This window comes from Streptomyces griseoruber, assembly GCF_001514205.1.
Taxonomy (GTDB): domain Bacteria; phylum Actinomycetota; class Actinomycetes; order Streptomycetales; family Streptomycetaceae; genus Streptomyces; species Streptomyces griseoruber.
On the sequence record NZ_KQ948788.1, the window covers coordinates 46,677 to 71,705 of the forward strand.

The window sequence follows — 25,029 nt, forward strand, 5'->3', positions numbered from 1 at the left end:
TTGCCTGCCGCGGCACTAGTTCGGGCGTATGAGCTGGCGCCCCACCGCCCCGTCGGCGAGGCGGTCCAGGGCTGTGTTGACCTCAGCAAGGGGGACTTCGGAGTCCGCGAGGAGGCCGACGGGGAGTAGGCCGGCGCGGTACAGCTCACCGTAGCGGGGGATGTCGCGCCGGGGAACGGCGGATCCCATGTAGGAGCCGACGAGTTGGCGCTCTTCTGCAACCAGGCTCAGGGCGGGGAGCTTGAAGCTGCTGGTGGGGTGCGGCAGACCGATCGCGACGGTGGTGCCGCCGCGTAGGCCGTCACCAAGGCGTCCGGGTGTCCTGCCGCCTCAAAGGCGAAAGCGGCGCCGCCTGCCGTCAGGTCGAAGCCAGGCAGGCACCGGCAGCAACGGACGGATGGCCGCCCACTCCGCGTCCGTCATGTCCGACGGATAGCGGCGGACCCGGTCCGGATGATCGGCCGCATTCCCGTACACGTGCGCGAGGCAATCACACGATCGGGAGTCGAAGTTGAGAACAGCGGGCGCAAGCGCGTACAACTGCGACAACAGGGCCTCCTGGTACTGCTCGGTTCGGTTCGCACCTCCGAGCTACCAAGGGGCGCTGCCTTCATGCGCCGACCGCCAGAAGATCACCCCGGCGAGAAGCCTGTTCGACCTGCACGTTCCATGATCGGTTGAGATACGGCTTCTCAGTCGTCCTACCCAAGCCTTGGACCTTCACCAAGGACGTCGTGCGAGTCGCGAGGAACTGCGGCCCAGGTGTGACGGTCGAGCAAGTGGCCACCGACTTCGGAACGCACCCGATGACGTTGTGGAAATGGATGCACCGGGCCGGCATCGATGACCGGGCCAGACCAGGGGTATCCAGTCAGGAGAGCGCGGAACTGCGGGAAGCACGTCGGCGGATCAAGCTGCTCGAGCAGGAGAACGAGGTCCTGCGCGGGGCCGCAGCCTATCTGCCGTGGGCTCATCTGTCAGGCAAAACTCACATCCCGCCCTCTCAGAAGCGCCCCGCCGGAAACACCGCCCGCACCTCCCACCCGGCCCTCTCCCCTTCGCGTGGACCGGCCCGGAGTTCACCGCCCAGCGCCGTCACCCGTTCCGTGAGACCGACGAGGCCGAAGCCGCCGCCGTGTGCGGCGGGCGGGAGTTGGGCGCCGCCGTGGCCGTCGTCCGTCACGGTGACCTCCAAGTGCCGGCCGGAGCGGCGCAGCCCCACGGTGACCTCGGCGGCGTCGGCCGCGTGGCGTCGTACGTTCGTCAGGGCCTCCTGCACGACCCGGAAGGCGGCGGCCTGCACCTCGTGCGGCAGGTCGTCGGGCAGGGTGGGGTCGCGGCGCAGGGTGACCTTCTGGACGGGGCTCGCGAAACCGTCGACGAGTTCGGCCACGGCCGCCAGGTCGCCGACCGGGCGGTGGCCGGCCGCGTCCGGTCCGGCGTCGCGCAGTACGCCCACGGTGCGCCGCATGGAGGCCAGGGCCTCGGTCGCGGCGCGTTCGATGCCCGCCAGGACGGGGTCGAGGTCTTCGGGCCGGCTGGTCGCCATCATGCGGGCCACCTGGCTCTGCACGAGGATGCCGGTGACGTGGTGGGCAACGAAGTCGTGCAGGTCGGCGGCGATGGCGAGGCGTTCGGCGCGCCGGGTCTCGGTGACCGCGACGGTGCGGCGGTAGTCGAGCGAGCGCAGATAGCCGGCCATCCCGGCGGTGCTGCCGAGCAGCACCAGCCCCAGTACCGTGACCAGCAGCAGGTTCTCGTCGGTGACCGAGTGGTAGTAGCGCGCCGACAGGCCGAGCAGGGCCAGACCGTCCAGGACGCCGCACACCACGGCCCATCGCTGCGGGCAGTGCCGCACGGCGATGAAGGTCAGGGTGAGCAGGATGACGATCTCGCCGGGGCCTAACAGCTCCGACCGTCCGGCGAGGACCGCACCCACGCTGCACGCCAGCGAGAAAGCGGCGGGCACAGCGGTGCGCAGCTGCGGGGTGAACCACGGCGGGCGCCGGGCGACGGGCCACAGGACGGCGGCCAGGCCGGTGAGGAGCACCACGGTCGCCAGCCAGGTCGCCCGGCCGGTGGAGGCCGTGAAGCTCAGGTCGTAGACCACGAGCCCGAGCAGGGCGCCCACGGCGAGCCCCCGCGCGCAGCCCCGGCCAGTAGCGGATTTCATGCTGGCCACGGTATGCGAAGCTCGGTGGGACGGGATCGGCCGAACGGTCGAGCGGACAGGCCGCGAACCCTGGCCGTTCGGCCGAGGCGGGCGCGGGTCCGTACCGGCGAGAGTGGAGCCACTTCCTCCTCTCCGACCATTCAGGAGTACGTGATGCAGTCCCGCAGGTTCGTCATCGGGGTGATCGGAGGCGCGGCGGCCGCGCTTGCCCTCGGCGCACTCGGCACCCATCTGCTCTCCAGTACAGAGTCCACCACCGAGCTCGACGCGCACAGCACGGTGTCGGTGGACGGCCACAAGGCGCTGTCGGCCGACATCGTCGCCGGTCGGACGCAGAGCCGGTACCACCCGCTCCCCTGGGTCGGCGACAAGATCTCCGGTGTGACCTGCCTGACCGGTCTGGAGGCCGTCGCGGGAGCCACCGTCACCTGTACAGGCCACAAGAGCGACGGTTCGACGGTCCACATCCCCGTCACCGTGGTCAAGGCCTCGGCCGACTCCGTCACGTGGAAGTTCGAGCGCTCATGAGCACTGTCCTGGCCGGTGTCGGCCTCACCAAGAAGTACGGCTCCACCACGGCCCTGGCGGGCGTGGACGTGGAGGTCGGTACCCGCGACTCCCTCGCGATCATGGGCCCGTCGGGCTCCGGCAAGTCGACCCTGCTGCACACCCTCGCCGGGATCATCCGCCCCGACGGCGGCCAGGTTCTCCTGCGCGGCGAGCGGATAGACGACCTGGGCGAGAACCGGCTCAGCGCCCTGCGCCGCAAGCGCTTCGGATTCGTCTTCCAGTCCGGCCAGTTGCTGCCCGAGCTGCCCGCCGAGGAGAACGTCGCCCTCCCGTTGATGCTGGAGGGCCTGCCCCGCGCACAGGCGGTCGAGCGCGCCCGGCGCTGGTTCGCGCCGCTCGGTCTGGACGGTCTGGAGCGGCGCCGCCCCGGCCAGTTGTCCGGTGGGCAAGCCCAACGGGTCGCCATCGCACGCGCGTTGGCCGTGGCACCCGACGTGGTCTTCGCCGACGAGCCGACTGGCGCCCTGGACCAGGCGACCGGCACGGAGGTCGTCCGTCTGCTGACGTCGGTGACCCGTGAGCAGGGTGCCGCCCTGGTGATGGTCACGCACGATGCCGAGGTGGCCGCCCACTGCGACCGGATCCTCCAGGTCCGCGACGGCCGTATCACCAACTACAGCCAGTTCACCGCAAGTTGAGCCTCCGGAGCCCTCGATGCGTTCCCCCGTCCTGCCCCTGACCTGGCACCTCGCCAAGTCGTCCGGCCGCCGCGGCCTGCAGAACCACCTCCTCGCCGCCGCTGCCGCCGCCGTAGGCTCCCTCGTCCTGCTGACGCTGCTCGCTGCCTACTTGGGTGCGGGCGCCCGCGCCGACCGCACGGCCTGGCGCACCCCCGCCCCGGACCGCCACGGCACCGCGATCGAGGCCCTCGCCACCACCTACGTCCGCGACGAACCCATCACCGTCGTATCACTCGCCCAACTCCCCGGCCGCAGAACGACACCAGCCCCACCCGGCCTGAACACCTTCCCGAAACAGGGCGAGTGGTACGTCTCCCCGGCCCTCGCCAAGCTCCTCCGCGCTCTCCCCTCGGCCCAACTCGCCTACCGCTTCCCGAAGTCGACGCCCTCCGGCACGATCGGCACCGCCGGACTCGCCTCGTCCGACGAGCTCGTGGCCGTCATCGGCCGGGCGCCAACGGACCCCGCCGTCTCCAAGTCGGCGGACGCACAAGGCTTTTACGACGAGGGGCTGACCTCGCGCGCCGTGGTCTCCGGGTTCTCCGGTACACGGCGCAGCGTGTTCACCGTCGACGACCAGTCCGCGGTGCTGCTCGGCGTGGGTCTCCTGGTCGTCCCCGTGATCGTGCTGGCCTCCGCGGCAGGACGGCTCGGTGCGGCCCGCCGGGAACAACGCCTCGCGGCGCTGCGGCTCGCCGGGGCGACTCCCCGGCAGATCCTCGCCATGAGCGGCGTGGAGGCGGCCGCGGTGGGAGCGGCCGGTGCCCTGACCGGTGCGCTGGCCTACGGGGCGCTGCTGCCCGCGCTCGCCGAGGTCCCGTACAGCATCGGGACCTGGTACACCGGGCAGTTGTGGGTAGGCCTGCCGTGGGTGGTGGCGGTCGTGGTGGGCGTGGCCGGGCTGATCGCGGTGAGTGCGGTGTCGATGCTGCGTCAGGTCGCGTCCTCGCCGCTCGGTGTCGCCCGGCAGTCGGACCCGCGCCGTACCCGGCTGGTCCGGCTCGTGCTGTTCTTGGCGGTGCTGGTCTACATCCGGGTCAGCACGGACGGCAGGACCCTGAAGCCCGGGACGCTGGTCGCGCTGATGTTGTTGTTCTACGGCGGTTTCTGGATGTTCGGGCCGTGGGTCGTGGACCGGCTGGGCCGGATCGCGGGCCGGTTCGCCCGCCGCCCCGCCACCCTGCTGGCCGCCCGCCGGCTCAGCGACGACCCGCGCGGTGCCTGGCGGACGGTAAGCGGTCTGGTGCTGGCCGGGTTCGTCGCCGGGTTCTTCACCGTCGGCCATCTCGGCATCGTCGGCCTCGACCACCGCGGCCAGGTCGCCGTGCCGACCGCGAACGCCGCCGACGCCCGGCACGCGGTCGGCGAGGCCCGCCGACTGCTGCGCGCGGCGGGCGTCGACGCGACCGTCGGCACGAGCGACGACGGCATCCTCCTAGGCGGCATGGACGGCGTGGTCGCACACGTCTCCGGCGGACCGGACCGACTCGACACGGCCGTCACATCACTCCAGCCCCTCGGCGCGGGGCGACTGCCGTACGCCGGGGCCTACGCCGAGGCCCCGGACACCTCCGTCACCGACCGCCTCGCCCAGCTCGGAACCGCTACCCTCGCCGTGAGCTTCCTCATTGCGACGGCCTCCGCCGGACTGACCGCCGCCGCGAACGTCCTCGACCGGCGCCGTACGTACGGTCTGCTGCGGCTGTCCGGCACCCCGCTGAAGGTGCTGGACCGGGCCAGGGTCCGCGAAACGGTCCTCCCGCTGCTCGTCCTGGCCGGCGGCACCACCGCGACCGGCCTCTACGCCGCCGTCCAGGTCAACAAGGCGGCGGGCAGCACGATCAGCACCTCCGGCGCCGTACAACTGGCCGTCTGCGTGACCCTCGGCGCCCTCGCCATGCTCGCCGCGATCGGCGCCAGCCGCCCGCTGCTGCGCGCGGTCACGGCGGACCCGACCCGGGCGACGGACTGACACCGGCCACCACCTTCCCCTGAGGCATGATCGACCCATGACCGTCCCCGCCCCGCCCATCCGTGTGCTGATCGCCGACGACCAGGAGATGGTCCGTACCGGTTTCCGGTTCTTCCTGGACGCGCAGCCCGACATCACCGTGGTCGCCGAGGCCGTCGACGGCGAGGAGGCCGTGGCGCTGGCCCGGCGCGAGCGGCCCGATGTGTGTCTGCTCGACATCCGGATGCCGAAGCTGGACGGGCTGGCGGCGACGCGGTTGCTCGCGGGGCCGGACGTGGCCGATCCGCTGCGGGTGGTAGTGGTGACGACCTTCGACCTGGACGAGTACGTGTACGGCGCGCTGCGCGGCGGGGCCTGCGGGTTCCTGCTGAAGGACTCGGGGCCGACGCTGCTGGCGGAGGCGGTCCGGGCGGCGGCGGTCGGCGACTCGCTGGTCTCGCCATCGGTCACCGTCCGGCTGCTCAGACACCTCACCGCCCCGACGACGGCGGCACCCGAGCCGGCCTCGCCCGCACCGGCACTGCGCGAGCCGCTCACCGACCGCGAGGCCGAGGTCGTCCGGCTGGTCGCCCTCGGCCGGACGAACGCCGAGATCGCCGCCGAACTGTACGTCTCGCTGTCCACGGTGAAGACGCACCTCTCCAGCGTTCAGCTGAAACTGGCCGCGCGGAACCGCGTCGAGATCGCGGCCTGGGCCTGGCAGCACGGTCAGGTGCGGCCGGGTCCCTGAGCCGTCCGGCGGAGGTTTCAAGATCCACGGCGGCCCCGGGCGTGCCCTTCGGCACCGCCCACCAGGGCAAAGTCGCCTACGCGGCCGGTTATACGGGGCTGGGGGTGGGTGCCACCCGGTTCGGCGCCGACGTGATGCTGGACCTGCTCGCGGGCGAGCGCACCGAGTGCACCGAACTGGAGATGGTCCGCAGGAAGCCGCTGCCGTTTCCGCGGGAGCCGTTCGCCTGGACCGGCATCGCCCTCACCAAGCGGTCCCTGGCTCGAGCCGACTCCCACGCGGGCCGCCGCAACCTGTGGCTGAAGGCCATGGACCGGCTGGGGCTGGGCTTCGACAGCTGAGGCGCGGGGACCCGAAACCAGTGGTCAGCGGGGTGTGAAGGCGCACACGTGATCAGCAGGCGTACGCCCAGCTGCACCGTGTTACCCATTCACCACCAAGAAGTGGTCGGATCCCGCGTAATGCCCGGCCGGAGCCTCTGTCTGTGTTCCTGACGCGAAACCGCGTCCGACGGAGCTCTGGAGAGAGGAAGGTCCCTGTCATGACTGGGGCCAGGACGGCGGCCGTGGCTGGCATCCGTATCACCGGATCCCGAGGCCTGCCGCCGGGAGTGGGAGCGCAGCCCCCGGGGGTCGCCCTGCTTCCGGCGGGCCGCCCCCTTCCTGGCCCGTTCCTGGTCGACGGCGGCTTCCTCAAGGGCGTCCATGACCTCTTGCCGATGCACATCCCGGCGGCGTCGTGGTGGGCGCGGGCGGTGGTGGAGTCCGCGCTGACCAGGGAGTCCGACTGCCCCTGGCGGGCGACCTCAGCAATCACGCCTTCCAGCAGTGCGGTGAAGACGCCCGGCGTCCCTCCACACCCGGAAGCGGCCGTAGACCGTCGGCCACGGCCCGAACTCGCCCGGCAATTCCCCTGCACCCACCGGGTCCTGCGCCCTCGAAGCCTGGCCGACTGCCGGTGAGCTGAACCGAGACGTTCGCGCCCCAACTCTCGTAGATGATGAATTCCTCATCCATCAGACCATGCTTGTTCCGGATGCCGACAGTGACCAGGTTTATGGCGTATTTCTTGCCAGTGGGCGGGATGAAGCCGCCTTTGCCGTCGGGCATGGGCCGGGTGAACGTGCCGGTGGTGACTCCGGTCACGGCGGTGAGGTTGCCCTTGGCCACTCGGACCGGGTGGTCGACCGCGCGGGTGTCGGGCGCGATCGGCTCGAGATCATGATCGCAATGCTGGCCCCCGTGCCGCCGCAGGACCCCGCCGCTAACGGCCCTGGCCTACGCCGAGCTGCACCTGCTCATATCCACGCCCAGTTTCACCCGCTGGACCCAAGAGCACGACGAAGAGATGAGGGACGGTCCGGCCTGCTACGCGGAGATCGACGAAGTCGCCGCCCTGACGGCCGCCGCCTTGGCCCAGGGGTTCGTCGGCAGACCGGCGAGACGCCGCAGTGTGCACTCGCCCGTCACCACGCTTTGAACGGCAGTGAACAACCAGGCCACATACGTGTGGGGGACCTCGCCGTTCGGCCGGAGCGTCCGCCTCCGCCTCCGCCTCCGCGGTCCGGGCCGGTATGGCCCCGCCGCTCGAACCGGCTGGCACCCCTCAGGGCCGCGGCGCGCGCGACCGTGTCCGCGCTGACCGTACGGTCAGCGCGGACACGGCCCTGCAGCTTCTCAGGGAGGCGCACGGTGAGCCGGGCACCGGCCCCCGGCCGTTCGCGGCCTTCCCGGACGCCTCCGGCATGGCGGCCCCGGCCGCGGCGTTCACCGCCGCCGAGGCACCTGTGCCCTCTGCCGCGCAGCGGTTCCAGCCCTGGCCGACCGCAGCCCGCCTCGTCGCGGCCGCGGACAGGGAGCTGCCGTCGGCGCACAGCGTGCCGACGCGGGTGTTGCCGGGCCCTGCGTCAGAAGGTCAGGTTCCAGGCGTCGATCTTGCCTGTGTCGGAGGCGGCGTTGTCGTTGACGCGCAGATTCCAGGTGCCGTTCGCGACCTCCGAGGAGGCGTTCACGGTGTAGGTCTGGGCGATGTTGTCGGCGCTGCCGCCGGCGTGGTTGTGCAGCGTGTAGACGGTGCCGTCCGGCGCCACCAGGTCGACCTTCAGGTCACCGATGTAGGTGTGCTTGATGTCCACACCCACCTTGAGGGTGGCCGGGGCGTTGCCGGTCACGCCGGTCACGGCGATCGGGCTCTCCACGGTTGCGTTGTCGTTGACGGCGAAGTCCGCGAGGTTCTCGAAGTACTTGCCGGGCGGCGGGGTGGTCCCGACGGCCTTGAGGGCGTCGACCTGTCCTTCGCCGAAGAACGAGTTGCTGGCCGTCGTGCCCGTGCAGCGGCTGTCCGAGGGGCAGGCGATGTCGTTGGCCTGGGCGGCCAGCTTGGCGCGGATCTCCGCTGGGGTGATGCCAGGGTTGGCGCTGGCGATGAGTGCCGCCACGCCGACCACGTGCGGGGTGGCCATCGAGGTGCCGCTCTTGCTGCCGTAGCCGCCGCCGGGGACGGTGGAGTACACGTTGCTGCCCGGCGCCGCGACGTCGATGACGCCCTGACCGTAGTTGGAGAACGAGGCCTTGGTGACGCCCGTGCCGTTGGCCGCGACCGTGACCACGCCCGGCAGCTCCGTCGGGATGTCGAGGCAGGCGTTGGTGATGGTGCGGGTGACCGGCGTCGAGTCGTTCGGGCTCGCGGAGTCGGTCGTCTTGTGGGCGAGGTCGTAGTTCTCGTTGCCCGCCGCGGCGATCTGGAGGGAGCCCTTGCCCTCGGCGTACTCCTGGGCGCGCCTGACGCCTTCGATGATGGCGGCCTGGTCGATGTCGTCCGGGCAGTTGAACTGCCACGGGTCCGTGTAGTAGCTGTTGTTGGTGACCTTGAAGCCGTGGTCACCGGCCCACACGAAGCCGCAGATGGTGTTCTCGGCGAAGAAGAAGGAGTTGCCCGGCTCGGCGACCCGGACCGCGGCGATCGTCACCCCGGGGGCCACGCCGACGACGCCCTTGCCGTTCTTGGCCGCGGCGATGGTGCCCGCTACGTGGGTGCCGTGCGTGTCGACGTCCCGCCAGGCGCCGGCACGGGTGTCGGGCTTGCCGTAGGCGCAGGAGACCGAGTCGGCCGCGTCGAAGTTGGGCGCCAGGTCCTGGTGCCGGTCGTCCACACCGGTGTCCAGGATGCCGACCTTGACGGAGGCGGAGCCCGGGTTCACGGCCCAGGCCTGGTCGGCCTTGATCTGGCTCATGTCGGCCCGGACCGGTTCTCCGGCCGGGGTCGAGGCCTGGGCCGGATCGGCCGGGAGCGCCGGGTTGTAGGCGTCGGCCGGGACGTCCGAGGTGCGCGTGGCGCCGACCTGCTGCACGCCGGCGACGCCGCGCATGGTGGCGGCGAACCCGCTGGACGCCGAGTGGGCGACGATCACGCCGATGGCGTCGAAGTTCGAGAAGACGGTGCCGCCGTTGGCCGCGATCGCGGAACGGACCGCCGAGCTGTCGCCGGGGGCGGTGATCACGAGGTAGGCACGCGTGCCGGCCACCCAGGCCGCACTCCGGGAAGCCGGCACGGCGGCCGGAGCGTGGGCCTTGGCGGCCGTCGCGGTGGAAGGGGCGACGGGGAGCGTGCCCGCGAGGGCGCCCGGGGCGCCGAACGCGAGGACGGCGCCGAGCGTGGCCGCCAGCACCAGCGTGCGTCTAGGTCGGCCGGATATGGGGGGTATCAATGCGTCCTCCGGAGACGGCCCGGCCGGCGCTGAGGGCACCGGCGGGGCCGTACGAAACGAATGGTGGATGCAAGATGTCAGGTGCATGCTCCTGTGCGGAAGTACCTTTCCGCGCAGGCACGCCATAGGGGCATGGCTGAAAAGAGACGCACTCCGGGCATCGAGGGGTCGAGACCCCTCGGGAACTCGGCGACACCGACCGCGCCCTGGCATACGCCGCCGACCTGGCGCCGGCCGTGCTGCCCGCACCAGAGCCGGACCCGACCCGAGGCGCTCCCCGGCCATCGCCGCCTCGAGGCCGCTCAGTACGAAGGGCCTGCGGCCCGCATCCACATCACCTACGACGGACCCACCACCGTCACCGATCCCCTCGTCCCCGGCGCCCGAGAGCAGTACGCCACCGTCGTCCTCGCCTGGATCGGCGCCGGCACCTGGCCGCAGCCCGCACCGAGCGGACCCGCCCCGAACTCCCCGCCGACGTCGATGAGGTGACCGCGCCCAACATCCACGGAACCCACCTGCCCGCGCTCAGGACCCATCTGCCGCTCGGCCGGCCCGAGCACTCGACCGGCAACCAGCACGACCGGCGCAGGGCCGGCATCCACCGCGGCACCAGCGCCCCGGCGGAAGTCGCCGCGGACTGTGACAAATCCTCTAATGATCACTGAGTGAGCGATGGGCCTGGCTTGGGAATCTGGTGCTGTGACCGGGAACGTTCGCCGGGGTCAGCTCGATGGGTCCGATCGTGCTGCTTCCCCGCCTCCATGAGGTCTGGCGAGGGAGGCCGTCGAGTTCTCCGCGGCCGGTGCACCAGAGGAGTACCTGAGTGGGGTCTCCGTGTGGGGCGGCGAGGAAGAGCCGGTTGAGTACTGCTGCGCTCGGCGGTGCTGGTGGCAGCCAGTCCACGGACAGTCCTGCGTGATGTCGTAGGTGTGCAGCAGGGTTTCGGCGACGCCCATCGCCGCGAACCCTTCGGGGTCGCACGGGCCCCAGTGGCCAGGCCCTCAGGGTCGGGTTGGCTGTGGGCCAGGCCTCGGCATCGACGTCCACCCCGTCCAACGCCCGCCCGGCGCCCGCGGGTTCACGATCATCCCAAGACGGTGGACCACCGAACGCAGCATCGGCTGGCTCATGCACCACCGACGCCTCGCCCGCGACTGCGAACGCCACCCGCACCGCTCCGAAGCCATGATCCACCTCGCGATGATCGACCTCATGGCCCGCCGCCTCACCGACGAAGCCACACCGAACTGGCGCGGAACCTGCCCCGGGACCAAACACGAATCACCGGACCAAACGCTCAGTGAGGCGGTGGGCGAGTCCAGCGCGTTGACCAGGCCTCGTGCCGTTGCCGCCCGTGCCTGTCCCGAGCGTCAGTGCTGGGGGTTAGGGTCCGCAGCGTGCTCCCTGATGACTTCTTCGATTTCTTCTCCTGCGCGATTTGCCAGGATGGTGAAGATCCCGACCCCAGTGTCCGACGGCGTAATAAGGATCTTTGTGTCCGCTGTGACAGGCTTCAGCAGCGGGTGTGGAGGTACAACCTGACGGTTGCGGGCTACAACGCCATCTGCCGGGCGCAGCAGGATGCCTGTGGTCTCTGTGAGGAAGAGTTTGACTATGGTGGCCACGACTTCATCGGCGGAGGTGGCGAGGCGCAACTGCATATTGACCATGACCATGGCTGCTGTGACAAGGAAGAATCGTGCGGCGAGTGCGTACGGGGTTTCCTTTGTCGTCCATGCAACATGGTTCGTCTTCCTGCTTACGAGCGCCTGCCGGACATACTCCGAGACAGCCCGCGCTTCAACGAGTACCTGAGCAATCCGCCCGCCAGGAGACCAGAGGCTCAGGTGACCGATCGCGATTGCAGGCACCCTCGCGGCACTCTGAGTAAGATCATGGACGCCTTCTTCGCGGCTTCGTGACGCTCCAGTGCCGCCCGCTGTGCCTCCGATGGGGGTGCTGACCGGTCAGACCGGGCGAATCCGCCTTCAGACACGACGGTGCCGACTGCGTGGGGCCGATTCACGCTGCTTTCTGGGAGGTCGGACTGACTCGCGTGACGGGGGTTCCGCCGCTCCTGGCCGTCGGAGTTGCAGGAGAGGTGATGGAGCGGGCGTCTTGGCCTGCCTGCTCCCGTTTCGACGACGCCACCGGATGTCCCACGGAAGCACGGAAGCGATGCATGGGCGCGGCCACCGTGGCGGCAGTGACCACGGCAGGACTGGTTCGGCCGGCCGCGCGGGGCTGCGGACGGGCGGGAGGCCGGAGGAAGCGGTGCGGGTCCGCTTTCGGCGGAAGCCTCTGGGCCGACTGAATGCCGACCCGCGGAACGCTCCCTGACGCCCGCCCTCGGACAACAGGTCAGGGAGGGCGAGTTGACGGCCGCGCTGGCTGCCGAGCGCATCCTGGAGGTGTTCGGAAACTCCTTATAGGGAACCGGCCGCCTGCGGCTGTCCGCGCGAGGCGGGCCGTGGTCGAGGCGGCCGCCCTGCCGCGTGGGGACTCGAGGCCATTCCGGCCGAACGGCCGTGTGTCACCCCGGCTGCGGCCTGAAGACCCGCGGCCCGCACGGGACGCGTGCCGTCCTGGAGGAACTGGTCGGCGTGGCCCGCACGGTCCGCGCGGAGCCGGCGGGCTCCTGTCCCGGCCGCCCGCCCCGGCAGTGGATGTGCCCCCAAGGACAGGAGCGAAGGCGTGACCAGCCGTGTCGCCTTGATCTCACCCGCGATGAACCGATCGCTGCGGGAGGCCTGCTTCGACGACGGCACTCGCCTCGATGCAAGTGGCACGGCGCAGGCCCGGTCGGCTGCCCACGCGCTGCGCGCGGCCAACCGGGTGCTGGTCTCTCCCACCGTGCGCTGCCGGGAGACCGCCGCAGCCCTCGGACTCGACGCTGCCGAGGCGCCGGAGTTGGCCGGCCTGGACGTGGGCCGCTGGACGGGCCGGAGACTGGCCGGGGTCGCCGCGGAGGAACCCGGCGCGGTCGCCCACTGGCTGGACGCCTCGCGCACAAACGCGGGCCGAACTCTCGCCGTGGTGGGGCCGGAGATCGTACGGGCGGCGGTGCTCACGGTCCTCGGCGCGCCCGAAGCGACGTTCTGGCGCCTCGATGTCCCGCCCCTGACGGCAACCGATCTCAGCGGACGCGCCGGACGTGGAACCTGCGGATCGGGCTGCCGCTCGGCCGACCGCAAGCCGAAGAAGCCGAAGCCGAGCACCCATAAGGCCGCTCCAGTGCAGATCCTCGCTCTGCTCCACCCGCTGCGCCGGCACCCGGACACGGGCGCCGTGGGCGCCGATCTGCCGCCTGCCGGCGGTCAGCCACGAGCCGTCGGCGCCAGGAGAACATGCGCTCCGACGCCGGACGCCGCATCGTGCGGGACCTGGTGGCGGCCAGCCCTGTGGGTACCGCTGTGGTGCTGACCAACGCCGTGGGCGGGCACGGGCTGCCCCTACGACGAGCTGTCGGCTGTCTGCCCCGGCCTCATCCACGTGCAGGTCGAAGGACGCAGCGACGGGTCTCGCCCGCACACCGCTTTTCACGCCCACAGGGTGGGTCCGTCAGGCCCCCGGACTACTGAGTCCCGCAGAGCCCACGGTCTTCGGCGCACACGGCGCACACGGCGGGCCGACCGTGACGATGGCGCTGACGGTCAAGACGGCTGTCTCTGTGTGACAAGCACGACCTCGTGGAGGCTCGTACGGTCATGGTTACTCGCGGAACCCCAAGGGGACGTCCCGGGCTTTTGCTGACGCGCACTGGAGGCCGAGATGCCACGTCATTCCGAGTAGAAGAAATCCGAGCAGCGTTTCGAAATGCGGTCGGCCTCTTGTCCCGAGGGCGTCACGGAATCTCTGCTCGAGCATTTCGGGGCGCAGACGTCGCGGTTGAAGAATGCGCTCGATGTGCACAGGTATGCCGACGCCACGTCGATGGCGTACTGGTCCGGGTGCCGACGGTGGTGCGGTCGAGCCCGACGACCCGGGCGCCGGCTCCGGCGCGTTTCGCCGGGTCGCATGTCACAGTCGGCTTCTCTCGCCTCCCGACGAAACGCGGATCACGGTTTCTCCCTGCGCGTCAATAAGTCCTGGCATATAGGAGGATTGGTATGGAGCTTCCCTCGCGGAGCGCCGTCGAGGACCTGGCGGATGAGTTGCGGCTCGGCATTCCCGCGGAGCACCTGGACGTGTACCACGCGGTGACATCGGGCTTGCTCGGCTCCTGGGCGGTCGTTGACGAGCTGTACGACCGCGATGTGGCGCCGACAGCACCGGTGCGCAAGTGGTCCGAGCCGGCCGACAACCCGCTCGGCGCGTGGTACGTGACCACTGAGTTGCGCGAAGGCACCGATGGCCCATTGGCGGGTCGCCGTGTTGCGGTCAAGGACAACGTCGCGGTTGCGGGCGTGCCCATGATGAACGGATCGGAGACTCTTCGCGGCTTTGTTCCGAGCGTGGACGCGACCGTGGTGACGCGTCTTCTCCAGGCAGGAGCGACCATCGCCGGCAAGGCGGTGTGTGAAGACCTCTGTTTCTCCGGGGCCTCGCACACCTCCAGGACCGGCCCGGTCCGCAACCCCTGGGATCGTGACCGCACGACCGGCGGGTCCTCCAGCGGCAGCGCCGCTCTGGTTGCCTCTGGTGAGGTCGACCTCGCGCTCGGTGGTGACCAGGGCGGCTCGGTTCGCATCCCGGCCGCGTTCTGCGGTGTCGTCGGCTTCAAGCCCACCTTCGGCCTGGTGCCGTACACAGGGGCGTTCCCCATCGAGCAGTCACTGGACCACCTGGGTCCGATCGCGCCGACTGTCGCCGATGCCGCCGCGATGCTGACAGTGATCGCGGGTGCGGACGGCAAGGACCCCCGCCAGCCCGCCGGCGTCGCCGGTACGGACTATCTCGCCGGGCTGGAGAACCTGGGACGTGGCCTGCGTATAGGTGTCGTCGCTGAGGGGTTCGACCAGGCCAACTCCGATCCGGGCGTCAACGCGGTCGTCAGGCAGGCCATCGAGAAGCTGACGGCGGCGGGCCACGTCGCCGAAGAGGTGTCGATTCCGTGGCACAAGCACGGCGCCGCGATCTGGGATGTCATCTCTGTCGAGGGCGCGACCTGGCAGATGGTCCAGGGCAACGCCTACGGCATGAACTGGAAGGGTTCCTACGACCCGGAGCAGATCGCGTTCTTCGGCGAGCAGTGGCGCCGCGATCCATCGGTGTTTTCCGAGACGGTCAAGCTGGTCGCCCTTGGCGGCACATACGCCCTCCGCAACGGCTACGGCGCCGGCTACGCCAAGGCGCGCAACCTCGAAGGCGTCATGGCCGCCGCCTACGACAGGGTGCTCGGCACCTATGACGTCCTGGTCATGCCGACGCTGCCCATCACCGCAAGCCTCATCCCGGCGGCGGACGCTCCTGTTGAGGAGGTCCTCGGGCGGGCCCTGGAGATGGTCTCCAACACCGCGCCGCTCGACGTGACCGGTCATCCCGCATGCACCATCCCGGCCGGCCTGGCCGATGGCCTGCCTGTCGGTCTGATGGTCATCGGCAAGCGGTTCGACGACGCCGACGTCCTGCGCGCGGCCCACGCCTTCGAGCAGGCGCTCGGAACGTTCACCGCCCCCGACTGGAAGAAGGAGTTCAGCGCATGAACGGTGTGTTCGACCTCGCCGGCACCGATGGTGTCGGGCCGGTCATCGTCCCCGAGGAGGAGCCGGTCTTCCGCGCCGAATGGGAGAAGGCAGTCTTCCCGATGTTCGCCATGTGTTTCCGCGCAGGCTTCTTCGGCGTCGACCAGTTCCGGCACGGCATCGAGTTGATCGATCCGGCCGTCTACCTGAAATCGCCGTACTACGAGCACTGGGTCCACACCGTCGAGCACTTCGGTGAGAAGCTCGGCAAGCTCGACATGGCCGAACTCGACCGACGCACCGAGCACTACCTCGCGAACCCGGATGCTCCTCTTCCGGAGCACGCCGACGACCCCGAGCTGCTCGCCTTCGTCGAGGCCGTGGTTCCGTCCGGGGCTCCGGCCAGGCGTCCCTCGGACAAGGTGGCCCGTTTCAAGGTCGGCGACATCGTCCGAGTCGACCGCTCGGCTCCCAGGGGGCACACCCGCCGTGCCCGCTACGTCCGTGGCGCGATCGGCGAGGTAGTACTCCACCACGGACCGATGATCTACCCCGACACTGCCGGGAACGGCCTCGGTGAGAACCCGGAGCACGTCTACACGCTGCGGTTCACCAACGAAGAACTGTGGGGCGCCGAGCACGCCGAGCCCAACGGCTCCGTCTACGTCGATGTCTGGGACCCCTACATCGAACTTGTCACCCCCGTGTCCGCCAACGCCGAAGGAGCAGTCGCGTGAGCGCGAAGATCCGGACCCAGGAGGAGATCGCCGCCCGAGTCAAGGCGCTCGAGTCCATGCTGATCGAGCAGGGCATCATGACCACCCAGGCCATCGACCGAATGGTCGAGATCTACGAGCACGAGGTCGGCCCGCAACTGGGTGCCAAGGTCGTTGCCAAGGCCTGGAGCGATCCGCAGTTCAAGGCCCGCCTCGTCGAGGACGCCTCCGAGGCGTGCAAGGAGCTCGGTATCAGCGGCCTGCAGGGTGAGGACATGGTCGTGGTGGAGAACACCGACACCGTCCACAACATCATCGTCTGCACCCTCTGCTCCTGCTACCCGTGGCCGGTGCTCGGCCTTCCGCCCAACTGGTACAAGGACCCGCAGTACCGCGCCGCCATCACCCGTGAGCCGCGCAAGGTGCTCGGCGACTCCTTCGACTTCACCGTGCCCGAGGACGTCGAGGTGCGTGTATGGGACTCCAGCAGCGAGATGCGCTACTGGGTTCTGCCGCAGCGCCCCGCCGGCACGCAGGGGTGGAGCGAGGAGCAACTGGCCGACCTCGTCACCCGTGACTCGATGATCGGCGTCGGTCCCGTCGCCGCGGCCGCGTCATGACCGGCGCAGCCACCCTCCCGGGCCCGTATGCCTCCCCGGAGGCGCTCGGGGAGTCCCGGCGCCAGGTCGAGGAGCTCGTCTGCGGTCTGCCGGGCGCCGACCCGAGCCAGATGGGCTTCCAGTTCCCGTGGGAGATCCGGGCCTTCGCGATGGCGGTCGCGGCTCACCAGGCGCTCAGGTTCGACTGGCCGCAGTTCCAGGGCGCGCTGATCGCCTCCATCCAGGGCTGGGAGAACGGCAACGCCGAGAGGGGCGAGGTTCCGTGGTCGTACTACGAGCACTGGGTCGCCGCGCTGGAGACCGTCATGGCCACCCAATGCGTCCTGGAGCCGAACGTGCTCGACGAGAAAGTCCAGCGAGTCCTCGCCGAGCCGCCGAACCGCAACCACCACGAGGCCCACACCGAGCCGATCGCGATCGATCCGGCACGTAGCCCGAAGAGGCACGGCGCGTGAACGCATCAGCAGCTCCGGCGACGTCAGGGCCGGCGCACATCGGCCCACGGATCCGGATGTGCCGGGGCTGCTGTTGCGGCACCACCCGCAAACATCCCGATGTGGATCACGACGGTATCGCCGAGATCCTCACCCACAACAGCGGTCCCGACACCGAACTGGTGCGTACCGAGTGCCTGTGGGCGTGCGAGCTCTCCAACGTCGTCGTCGTCAACCCGTCCCCCGGGGCACGGCACGCAGGGACCAGACCCGCCTGGATCACCCACGTGAACACCATCGAGCGCGCCGAAGCCCTGGCTGCCTGGGTGCGTGACGGCGGCCCCGGAATCGCCAAGCCCTCGCCGGAGCTCGGCCGCATCCGCACCGGGGCGGAGATCGCTCGCACCAGCAACTCCGGTTGGTGACGGCACCCTCACCCGACCTCACAGAAGGAACCACTCATGGAATCCGCGATCGACACGCACCTCCGGTGCCCGCGCACACTGTCACGGCGTGTGTCGGGCGACTACGCGCCGCCGTTCCCGATGTTCGTCGCCCGTGGTGACAAGGCGTTGCAGCAGGTCGTGATGGCCTACTTCGGTGTCCAGTACTCCGAGGAGGGCAAACGTCCGCAGGCTCTGGCCGCGCTGGGGCACATCGTCGAGAGCTTCGGCCTCGCCGATGGCCCGGTGCGCCACGACCTGACCGATCACGTGGACAACCAGGACCATCACAATCTGATGGCCGTCGCGTACTGGGCCGACCCGGCCGCGTACTGCCGCTGGCTGCGCTCCGACGACGTCAGGGCCTGGTGGGAGTCGCAGGAGCGGCTCACCGAGGGCCTCGGCTACTTCCGCGAGGTCGTGGCTCCGCGCGTGGAGCAGTTCGAGACCTTGTATGCCTTCACCGAGGACTTCCCGGGCATCGGCGGCGTCATGGGTCAGTGCAGTGACGAGATCGAGGAGCACGGCTACTGGGGCTCGATGCGTGACCGCATCCCGCTCTCGCAGACCGACTGGCTGGAGGCCGGCTCCGAACTCACTGTCGTCTCAGGTGATCCGGCCAAGGGCGGCCGCGTGATCGTCCGCGGCCACGACAACATCGCGCTCATCCGGTCCGGCCAGGACTGGATGGCGGCAGGCGAGGACGAGCGCGCCCTCTACTTCGACGAGATCCTGCCCAGTCTTCAGGACGGCATGGACTTCCTGCGCGACAACGGCGACACGCTCGGCTGCTACAGCAACCGTTTCGTGCGCAGCATCGACATCGACGGCAACGAGCTCGACGAGAGCTACAACATCGGCCACTGGCGGTCGCTGGACGCACTCGAGCGGTGGGCCGAATCGCACCCGACGCACCTACGGATCTTCGTCACCTTCTTCCGTGTGGTGACCGGTCTGGAGAAGCTGCGGCTCTACCACGAGGTCTCGGTCGCCGACGGCAAGGACCAGATGTTCGAGTACATCAACTGCCACCCGCGCACCGGAATGATGCGCGACGCGGTGGTCCCGGCCGCCGTCTGAGCGACCGCACGGATCCCGTTGCCGGGCCGGGTGCTCGGCCCGGCAACGGACCGCACCCGTTCGCTTTCCGCTAGAGATGAAGGCCTCAACGATGAGCACGACGACCACCAGGCTCCGCGCGGCACGCGATCAACTGCACAAGCTGCGCGCCGTGTACGAGGACGCGCTCTCCTCGTTTTCCTGGCCCGATGTAGGTCCGACGTTCAACTTCGCCCACGACTGGTTCGACACATACGCGCGCGGCAACAACCAGCCCGCGCTGGTGATCGTCGAGGAAGACGGAGCCCGCGCCTCGTACTCCTTCGGCGACATGGCCCGGCGCTCCGACAAGGTCGCAGCCCACCTCGCCGCCCAGGGCATCGGCCGCGGCGACAGCGTCGTCGTCATGCTCGGCAACCAGGTCGAACTGTGGGAGAGCATGCTCGGCCTCCTCCGGCTCGGCGCCGTCATCATGCCGACGACCACCGCCGTCGGGCCCGCGGAGCTGATCGATCGCCTTGACCGCGGCAACGCCCGCGCCGTCATCTGCAACCCCGCCGACGCATCGAAGTTCGACGAGGTCCCGGGGGACTACCTCAAGCTCGCGGTCGGGGACGCGGAAGTGCCGGCCGGATGGCTCCGCTATGCCGACGCGCACGGCCTCGCCGATGACGCCGCCAGGGCAGCCGTGCCCCACCCGGGCAACGCGAGCAGCGACCGCCTGCTGCTCTATTTCACCTCTGGCACCACAAGTCGGCCGAAACTTGTCGAGCACACCCACGTGTCGTACCCGGTCGGGCATCTGTCGACGATGTACTGGTTGGGCCTCCAGCCGGGTGACGTCCACCTGAACATCTCAAGCCCGGGCTGGGCCAAGCACGCGTGGTCGAACTTCTTCGCGCCGTGGCTGGCGGAGGCCACGATCTTCGTCTACAACTACACCCGCTTCGACGCTCGAGCCCTTCTCGGGCAGATCCGGACCGAGGGGGTGACGACCTTCTGCGCGCCGCCCACCGTCTGGCGGATGCTGATCAACGCGGATCTGAGTGGTGGACCGGGCAGCCTGCGTGAGGCGATCGCCGCTGGTGAGCCGCTCAATCCGGAGGTCATCAGCCAGGTCCGGCGACAGTGGGGACTCACCATTCGCGATGGCTTCGGGCAGACCGAGATGACCGCCGCAGTGGCCAACACCCCTGGCCAGCCGCTGAAGTCGGGATCCATGGGCCGCCCCCTCCCGGGCGTCCCCGTGGTGCTCACCGATCCGACGGGCAACAAGGTCGAGGGCGTCGGGGAGGGCGAGATCTGCCTCGACCTTTCACAGTCCCCGTTCACCCTGATGACCGGTTACCAGGGTGATCCCGAGCGTAACGCCGCTGCAATGGAAGGCGGTTACTATCACACGGGTGACGTCGCGTCGCGCGACGAGGACGGCTACATCACGTACGTCGGCCGTACCGACGATGTCTTCAAGGCGTCGGACTACAAGATCAGCCCGTTCGAGCTCGAGTCGGTGCTCATCGAGCACCCGTCCGTGGCGGAGGCCGCGGTTGTCCCGGCTCCGGACGCGCTCCGCCTGGCGGTACCGAAGGCGTACATCGCTCTGGTCGAGGGGCACGAGCCCAACGCCGACACCGCACGGTCGATCCTGCAGTACGCGCGCGACCACCTCGCGCCGTTCCTGCGCGTGCGGCGGATCGAGTTCTGCGAACTACCGAAGACCATCTCCGGGAAAATCCGCCGGGTCGAACTCCGCCGGCGTGAGAACGAGGTCGAAGGAAGCCGCCCTGCGGGCGAGTACCGCGACGACGACTTCCCCGAACTGAAGCGCTGACGGTGGGGTGGCGGCCACGATGTGGATATCCACCTGATCTCAGCATTCAACTCGCCGCTGCCTCCTGCTTTCGGCACGGCACGCACAACGGCAAGGAAGATTCGTGGAATCTGCGATCGACAGTCGGCTGAAGTGTCCGCGGACGCTGTCGCGCCGTGTGTCGGGCGACTACGCGCCGCCGTTCCCGATGTTCGTCGCCCGTGGTGACAAGGCGTTGCAGCAGGTCGTGATGGCCTACTTCGGTGTCCAGTACTCCGAGGAGGGCAAACGTCCGCAGGCTCTGGCCGCGCTGGGGCACATCGTCGAGAGCTTCGGCCTCGCTGATGGCCCGGTGCGCCACGACCTGACCGATCACGTGGACAACCAGGACCATCACAATCTGATGGCCGTCGCGTACTGGGCCGACCCGGCCGCGTACTGCCGCTGGCTGCGCTCCGACGACGTCAGGGCCTGGTGGGAGTCGCAGGAGCGGCTCACCGAGGATTTCGGCTACTTCCGCGAGGTCGTGGCTCCGCGCGTGGAGCAGTTCGAGACCTTGTATGCCTTCACCGAGGACTTCCCGGGCATCGGCGGCGTCATGGGTCAGTGCAGTGACGAGATCGAGGAGCACGGCTACTGGGGCTCGATGCGTGACCGCATCCCGCTCTCGCAGACCGATCGCCTGGAGCCGTTTGGTGTGCTCGAGATTGCGTCTGGCGACCCAGCCGTGGGCGGCCGCGTGATCGTCCGCGGCCACGACAACATCGCGCTCATCCGGTCCGGCCAGGACTGGATGGCGGCAGGCGAGGACGAGCGCGCCCTCTCCTTCGACGAATTTCTCCCGACCCTGGAGGCCGGCATGGTCTTCCTACAGGAAAGCGGGGGGAGGGCCGGCTGCTACAGCAACCGTTTCGTGCGCAGCATCGACATCGACATCGACATCGACATCGACGGCAACGAGCTCGACGGGAGCTACAACATCGGCCACTGGCGGTCGCTGGACGCACTCAAGCGGTGGGCGGAGTCCCACCCAGCCCGTCTGCCGTTGTTCGTCATGTTCCTCCGTGCCGTCACGAGCCTGGAGAACCTGCGGTTTTATCGAGAAGTCTCGGTCTCCGACGGCAAGGACCAGACGTTCGAGTACATCAACTGCCACCCGCGCACCGGAGTGATGCGCGACGCGGTGATCCCCGCTGGGGGCGAACGACCGCCTCAGGCGGTAACGAGGAGCGACAAGGCGGAGCAGACATGGGCGAGTTGCTCATGGTCAAGCACATGGTCGTTTCAGGATCCCGGTACTCGCCGTGCTGCATCACTCCAAGGTCGACGCCCGGATATTCGGCCTCAGCCTCGCCCTCACCATCCACCGGGCCGGGTCTCACCTGGGACGACCTACACCCTCGGCATGCGGTAGGGCTTTCGGCGCCGACCGCATCGCCGCTGTCGAACATCATCCGCAAGTGCACCACCCAGATGGAACGCGAACCCCCAAGGAGGCCCTGCCATGGCACAGCACATCGCGCAGCCGACAGTCACCGCTCCCGAACTTCCCGCCAAGCTGCCGATCGGCGTGATCGCCCCATGGGCGGTCCTCTTCGGCGTCCTGATGCTGATCCTGCTGTACTTCGTCGGCGCCGAGCAGGGTGCCACCTCCGTGATGAGCGGAGAGGGAGTCCACGAGTGGGTGCACGACTCCCGCCACCTCCTCGGTTTCCCCTGCCACTGATGCAAAGGACACCGACACGCTCATGAACTCCGCAACAGTGAGAAACCTACTGGTACGCGGCATGCTCGCCGGCCTCACGGCCGGCGTGCTCGCCCTGGTCGTGGCCTACTTCCTCGGTGAGCCGTACGTCGACAAGGCGATCGGCTTCGAGGAGACCCACGCATCCGCGCACGAGCACGAGGTCGAACTGGTCTCCCGCAGCCTCCAGTCCACCGCCGGCCTGGCCACCGGTGTCCTGATCTACGGGATCGCCTTCGGCGGTATCGCCGCCCTCGCCTACTGCTTCCTGCTCGGCCGGGTCGGCCGCTTTGCTCCGCGAGCCGCCGCGCTGCTGCTGTCCGCTTGCGCCCTGGCCGCGGTCTACGTCGTGCCCTTCCTGAAGTACCCGGCCAACCCGCCCGCCGTCGGCAACCCCGACACCATCGGCAAGCGGACGACCCTGTACTTCCTGATGATCGTGCTCAGCGTCCTCCTCGCCGTGGCCGCCACCCTCCTCGGCAAGCGACTCGCCCCCAAGCTGGGCGCCTGGTACGCCACCGTCACCGCGGTGGTCGCCTTCGCGCTGGCGATCGGCCTGGCGTTCGCTTTCCTGCCCGCCGTCAACGAGGTGCCATCCGGCTTCCCCGCGACCGTGCTGTGGCGGTTCCGGCTGTCGGCTCTCGCCATCCAGGCCACTCTGTGGGGAGGCTTCGGACTCGTCTTCGGCGAGCTGGCGGAACGTCTGCTGAACCCCAGGCCGCTCTCGGCTGCGGCAGCGGTGGCGACTTCGGCGGTGGCGGCCCCCAGCCGGCCATGACACGGCCATGCGAGAGGGCCCGCGCAGCCCCTGCCTCACTGCCTGGACGAAACACCCGATCGCATGGCTGCAGCCGCGGCACCGCCAGCCTGCCCGTGTGGGGGGCCGCGCGTGCGCTGCCCCCCACACGGGACTGCAAGCGCTGCGCCCGTACCTCCCTTTCCGGACTGCGGCCGCGTATCATACGGCCGCATTACATGCCATAGTCGGTTTAATGGGGGTGAGAGTTCACTCCGTGAGGAGGGGCCGTTCATGTCGTCGCCACCTGCACCCGCCGCTCGGCCTGATGTTCTCGCCGACCCCTTTGCAGTGGTTCAGACCACCGCGGTCGATGCCTGGATCGAGATGATCCGCGACACCTTCGTCGCGCTCGACATCACGCCCGCCGACCCCGCCCGGTTCTCCGGGTCGGTGCGAAGCCGGCAGCTGGCGCACCTGATGGCCGCAGATGTCGCCGCCACCTCGCAGTCCTTCGAGCGCACCCCGCGCCTGGCCGCCCGCCAACCCCGTGACCTTCTGCAGATCGGCATGCCGGTCGCGGGCGAGGGCCTTCTCTCTCAGGACGGGCGGACCTGCACGCTGCGGCCGGGCGATTTCGCCATTTACGAAACCTCCCGGCCGTTCACCTGGAATCTGAGCCCTGACTGGAAGCTGCGCGTGTACACCTGGCCACGCGCGTCCATTCCACTGGCGGAGTCGGGATCGCAGCAGCTGACCGCGACGGCGGTGCGCGCGGACTCGGCGCTGGGACGTCTGCTGTCACCGGTCCTGTCGAGCGTGCTGGACCCTGGCTGTCAGGTGTCCTCCGCAGGCGCGATCAGGCTCGCCGACGAAATCGCCGAGCTGGCGATCACAGCCGCGCTCGAGGAGGTCGAGCCGGACGACCCCGATGCCCAGGCACGTCAGCTCTACACCGCTGTCCTGCACCACATCAACGCTCACATCGACGATCCGAGCCTGTCACCCCAGCAGATCGCGAACGCTTTCTTCATCTCCACCCGCACCCTCCACCGGGTCTTCGCCCGTTTCGACACCACGGTGGCCACCGCGATCAGAGCCCGCCGCCTGGAATCCTGCCGACAGGCGCTGCTCTCGCCCGGCAACGCCCACTACTCGCTGACCGCCATCGCGGCCCGCTACGGATTCACCAACCCGGCCGTCTTCAGCCGAACCTTCACCTCCGCCTACGGAACCACCCCCAGCCGCTACCGCGAACAACGCCGCTGACCTGCGTGCCGCATGGCCCCAGGCCATGCAGACGTTCCGGGAGGCCGCGGCGGACCGGAGCGCGTCCGCCCGCTTCCCGGAACTTCTTGAGAGAAGACGCGCCACGCGGTCCCTATGCGACCTCCGCACAGCGTGCCTGGCTCGTCCGTGGCATCCGGTCCACGTTGTCCTCGGGACGAGCACGGTGTGTAACCGGTGCTGGGGCGACACGGATCTGTACACGGGTACGCCACCCGGAGGGGTACCGGTACGTCTGCCAGTCGTCGGCGAGGGCCGCGGCGATCTCCAGCCCTCGGCCGTGCTCGTCGTCGCCCGAGGCCGTGGCGTGGTGGTCGCGAGCCGATCCGGCGTCGGCCACCTCAACGTCGATGACGCACTCGCGCAACGTGAGCAGCACAGCGAGGGACTGTCAAACGAGTGGTGTAACTGGGGGTAGTTGGGGTTACTGACGGGCCGCCGATAGGCGGCCCTCGAAGGAGAGCGGACTCCAGCGGCCGCCTGGTCGGTTGCTGCAGCAGCCCGCCCTGGCCGGTCGGTTGCAGGCCCTCGGCCTGGGCGCGGTGCACCAACTCGTCGATCAGCTGGTCGTCCACGGCCTTAGCCGGCATGGCCGCTGCCGACTCGGCAGCCTCCTGCTCGGCCACGTTCTCACTGGTCGTGGATGCATCTTCCATGATCGGGAGTTGCACCGAACGTCTTACAGTCCCCCGCCGGGCTTCACACCCGGCCGCCGACGGGCG

The 25,029-nt window shown here is 69.5% G+C and carries 20 protein-coding genes and 5 pseudogenes; 22 read left to right on the forward strand and 3 right to left on the reverse strand.

Annotation, left to right across the window (positions count from 1 at the left end; genetic code table 11):
• Positions 1-1,003: 1,003 nt before the first annotated feature.
• Positions 1,004-2,173 carry a sensor histidine kinase gene (locus AQJ64_RS41770; protein ID WP_055635671.1) on the reverse strand — a complete coding sequence of 390 codons (1,170 nt, stop codon included), beginning with the start codon at positions 2,171-2,173 and terminating at the stop codon, positions 1,004-1,006.
• A gap of 153 nt (positions 2,174-2,326) precedes the next feature.
• Here AQJ64_RS41770 and AQJ64_RS41775 point away from each other — a divergent pair, with 153 nt between their 5' ends.
• The 5 genes and pseudogenes from AQJ64_RS41775 to AQJ64_RS41795 all read left to right on the forward strand — a co-directional run.
• Positions 2,327-2,701 carry a DUF4333 domain-containing protein gene (locus tag AQJ64_RS41775; protein WP_055635648.1) on the forward strand — a complete coding sequence of 125 codons (375 nt, stop codon included), beginning with the start codon at positions 2,327-2,329 and terminating at the stop codon, positions 2,699-2,701.
• On the forward strand, positions 2,698-3,381 hold the full coding sequence (locus tag AQJ64_RS41780; RefSeq protein ID WP_055635649.1) for an ABC transporter ATP-binding protein: 684 nt from the start codon (positions 2,698-2,700) through the stop codon (positions 3,379-3,381). Before AQJ64_RS41775 ends, AQJ64_RS41780 begins: the two co-directional genes overlap by 4 nt.
• A 16-nt stretch (positions 3,382-3,397) precedes the next feature.
• Positions 3,398-5,395 (forward strand): hypothetical protein, encoded by a 1,998-nt coding sequence (locus AQJ64_RS41785; RefSeq protein ID WP_055635650.1) that lies wholly within the window; start codon positions 3,398-3,400, stop codon positions 5,393-5,395.
• A 37-nt stretch (positions 5,396-5,432) separates the two neighbouring features.
• Positions 5,433-6,125 carry a response regulator gene (locus AQJ64_RS41790; protein WP_055635651.1) on the forward strand — a complete coding sequence of 231 codons (693 nt, stop codon included), beginning with the start codon at positions 5,433-5,435 and terminating at the stop codon, positions 6,123-6,125.
• Between the two features lie 47 nt (positions 6,126-6,172).
• Positions 6,173-6,466 (forward strand): annotated as a pseudogene (locus tag AQJ64_RS41795) (FAD-dependent oxidoreductase); the annotation flags it as partial.
• 257 nt (positions 6,467-6,723) lie between these two features.
• Here the strand turns inward: AQJ64_RS41795 and AQJ64_RS48720 are convergent.
• Positions 6,724-7,035 (reverse strand): annotated as a pseudogene (locus AQJ64_RS48720) (hypothetical protein); the annotation flags it as partial.
• 437 nt (positions 7,036-7,472) lie between these two features.
• Here AQJ64_RS48720 and AQJ64_RS51925 point away from each other — a divergent pair.
• Positions 7,473-7,604: a hypothetical protein gene (locus tag AQJ64_RS51925; RefSeq protein WP_276206682.1), complete on the forward strand. Its 132-nt coding sequence runs from the start codon at positions 7,473-7,475 to the stop codon at positions 7,602-7,604.
• A 427-nt stretch (positions 7,605-8,031) separates the two neighbouring features.
• Here the strand turns inward: AQJ64_RS51925 and AQJ64_RS41805 are convergent, their stop codons facing one another.
• On the reverse strand, positions 8,032-9,792 hold the full coding sequence (locus AQJ64_RS41805) for a S8 family peptidase (protein WP_055635654.1): 1,761 nt from the start codon (positions 9,790-9,792) through the stop codon (positions 8,032-8,034).
• Positions 9,793-9,963: 171 nt separating this feature from the next.
• Between AQJ64_RS41805 and AQJ64_RS49420 the strand changes: the two genes are divergently transcribed.
• From AQJ64_RS49420 to AQJ64_RS41870, 16 genes and pseudogenes are all read left to right on the forward strand, one after another.
• Complete coding sequence (locus AQJ64_RS49420; RefSeq protein WP_157881007.1) at positions 9,964-10,323, forward strand: hypothetical protein; 360 nt, start codon at positions 9,964-9,966, stop codon at positions 10,321-10,323.
• Positions 10,272-10,436, forward strand: a pseudogene (locus tag AQJ64_RS49425) (transcriptional regulator); the annotation flags it as partial. The gene AQJ64_RS49420 and the pseudogene AQJ64_RS49425, both read left to right, overlap by 52 nt.
• A 427-nt stretch (positions 10,437-10,863) precedes the next feature.
• Positions 10,864-11,091, forward strand: a pseudogene (locus AQJ64_RS47275) (IS5 family transposase); the annotation flags it as partial.
• A 266-nt stretch (positions 11,092-11,357) separates the two neighbouring features.
• Positions 11,358-11,756, forward strand: a complete 399-nt coding sequence (locus AQJ64_RS52525; protein WP_157881009.1) for an endonuclease domain-containing protein — start codon at positions 11,358-11,360, stop codon at positions 11,754-11,756.
• Positions 11,757-12,528: 772 nt separating this feature from the next.
• Positions 12,529-13,058, forward strand: a pseudogene (locus AQJ64_RS41815) (histidine phosphatase family protein).
• 885 nt (positions 13,059-13,943) lie between these two features.
• Entirely contained in the window at positions 13,944-15,479 is a 1,536-nt protein-coding gene (locus AQJ64_RS41820; protein WP_079062263.1) for an amidase, read from the forward strand.
• Positions 15,476-16,195 (forward strand): nitrile hydratase subunit beta, encoded by a 720-nt coding sequence (gene nthB, locus AQJ64_RS41825; protein ID WP_055635658.1) that lies wholly within the window; start codon positions 15,476-15,478, stop codon positions 16,193-16,195. Before AQJ64_RS41820 ends, nthB begins: the two co-directional genes overlap by 4 nt.
• Positions 16,192-16,794, forward strand: coding sequence for a nitrile hydratase subunit alpha (gene nthA, locus AQJ64_RS41830; RefSeq protein ID WP_055635659.1), 603 nt, complete (start codon positions 16,192-16,194; stop codon positions 16,792-16,794). Before nthB ends, nthA begins: the two co-directional genes overlap by 4 nt.
• Complete coding sequence (locus tag AQJ64_RS41835) at positions 16,791-17,249, forward strand: nitrile hydratase accessory protein (protein ID WP_055635660.1); 459 nt, start codon at positions 16,791-16,793, stop codon at positions 17,247-17,249. Before nthA ends, AQJ64_RS41835 begins: the two co-directional genes overlap by 4 nt.
• Positions 17,250-17,350: 101 nt before the next feature.
• Positions 17,351-17,653: a (2Fe-2S) ferredoxin domain-containing protein gene (locus AQJ64_RS41840; RefSeq protein ID WP_240512723.1), complete on the forward strand. Its 303-nt coding sequence runs from the start codon at positions 17,351-17,353 to the stop codon at positions 17,651-17,653.
• A gap of 36 nt (positions 17,654-17,689) precedes the next feature.
• Entirely contained in the window at positions 17,690-18,751 is a 1,062-nt protein-coding gene (gene oxdA / locus AQJ64_RS41845) for an aliphatic aldoxime dehydratase (protein WP_055635662.1), read from the forward strand.
• 91 nt (positions 18,752-18,842) lie between these two features.
• A complete protein-coding gene (locus AQJ64_RS41850) occupies positions 18,843-20,561 on the forward strand; it encodes an AMP-binding protein (protein WP_079062265.1) in 1,719 nt (572 codons plus the stop codon).
• Between the two features lie 103 nt (positions 20,562-20,664).
• Positions 20,665-21,954 (forward strand): phenylacetaldoxime dehydratase family protein, encoded by a 1,290-nt coding sequence (locus AQJ64_RS41855; protein WP_063788770.1) that lies wholly within the window; start codon positions 20,665-20,667, stop codon positions 21,952-21,954.
• Positions 21,955-22,044: 90 nt separating this feature from the next.
• Complete coding sequence (locus AQJ64_RS41860) at positions 22,045-22,266, forward strand: CbtB domain-containing protein (protein WP_055635664.1); 222 nt, start codon at positions 22,045-22,047, stop codon at positions 22,264-22,266.
• A gap of 22 nt (positions 22,267-22,288) precedes the next feature.
• Positions 22,289-23,062, forward strand: a complete 774-nt coding sequence (locus tag AQJ64_RS41865; RefSeq protein WP_055635665.1) for a CbtA family protein — start codon at positions 22,289-22,291, stop codon at positions 23,060-23,062.
• A 309-nt stretch (positions 23,063-23,371) separates the two neighbouring features.
• Entirely contained in the window at positions 23,372-24,289 is a 918-nt protein-coding gene (locus tag AQJ64_RS41870) for an AraC-like ligand-binding domain-containing protein (protein ID WP_206189769.1), read from the forward strand.
• Positions 24,290-25,029 lie beyond the last annotated feature (740 nt).

Bases quoted from the DNA above. Each gene is read 5' to 3' on its own strand.
- AQJ64_RS41770 (WP_055635671.1), bottom strand. From the start codon at position 2,173: ATGAAATCCGCTACTGGCCGGGGCTGCGCGCGGGGGCTCGCCGTGGGC.
- AQJ64_RS41775 (WP_055635648.1), top strand. From the start codon at position 2,327: ATGCAGTCCCGCAGGTTCGTCATCGGGGTGATCGGAGGCGCGGCGGCC.
- AQJ64_RS41780 (WP_055635649.1), top strand. From the start codon at position 2,698: ATGAGCACTGTCCTGGCCGGTGTCGGCCTCACCAAGAAGTACGGCTCC.
- AQJ64_RS41785 (WP_055635650.1), top strand. From the start codon at position 3,398: ATGCGTTCCCCCGTCCTGCCCCTGACCTGGCACCTCGCCAAGTCGTCC.
- AQJ64_RS41790 (WP_055635651.1), top strand. From the start codon at position 5,433: ATGACCGTCCCCGCCCCGCCCATCCGTGTGCTGATCGCCGACGACCAG.
- AQJ64_RS51925 (WP_276206682.1), top strand. From the start codon at position 7,473: ATGAGGGACGGTCCGGCCTGCTACGCGGAGATCGACGAAGTCGCCGCC.
- AQJ64_RS49420 (WP_157881007.1), top strand. From the start codon at position 9,964: ATGGCTGAAAAGAGACGCACTCCGGGCATCGAGGGGTCGAGACCCCTC.
- AQJ64_RS41820 (WP_079062263.1), top strand. From the start codon at position 13,944: ATGGAGCTTCCCTCGCGGAGCGCCGTCGAGGACCTGGCGGATGAGTTG.
- nthB (WP_055635658.1), top strand. From the start codon at position 15,476: ATGAACGGTGTGTTCGACCTCGCCGGCACCGATGGTGTCGGGCCGGTC.
- AQJ64_RS41835 (WP_055635660.1), top strand. From the start codon at position 16,791: ATGACCGGCGCAGCCACCCTCCCGGGCCCGTATGCCTCCCCGGAGGCG.
- oxdA (WP_055635662.1), top strand. From the start codon at position 17,690: ATGGAATCCGCGATCGACACGCACCTCCGGTGCCCGCGCACACTGTCA.
- AQJ64_RS41850 (WP_079062265.1), top strand. From the start codon at position 18,843: ATGAGCACGACGACCACCAGGCTCCGCGCGGCACGCGATCAACTGCAC.
- AQJ64_RS41860 (WP_055635664.1), top strand. From the start codon at position 22,045: ATGGCACAGCACATCGCGCAGCCGACAGTCACCGCTCCCGAACTTCCC.
- AQJ64_RS41865 (WP_055635665.1), top strand. From the start codon at position 22,289: ATGAACTCCGCAACAGTGAGAAACCTACTGGTACGCGGCATGCTCGCC.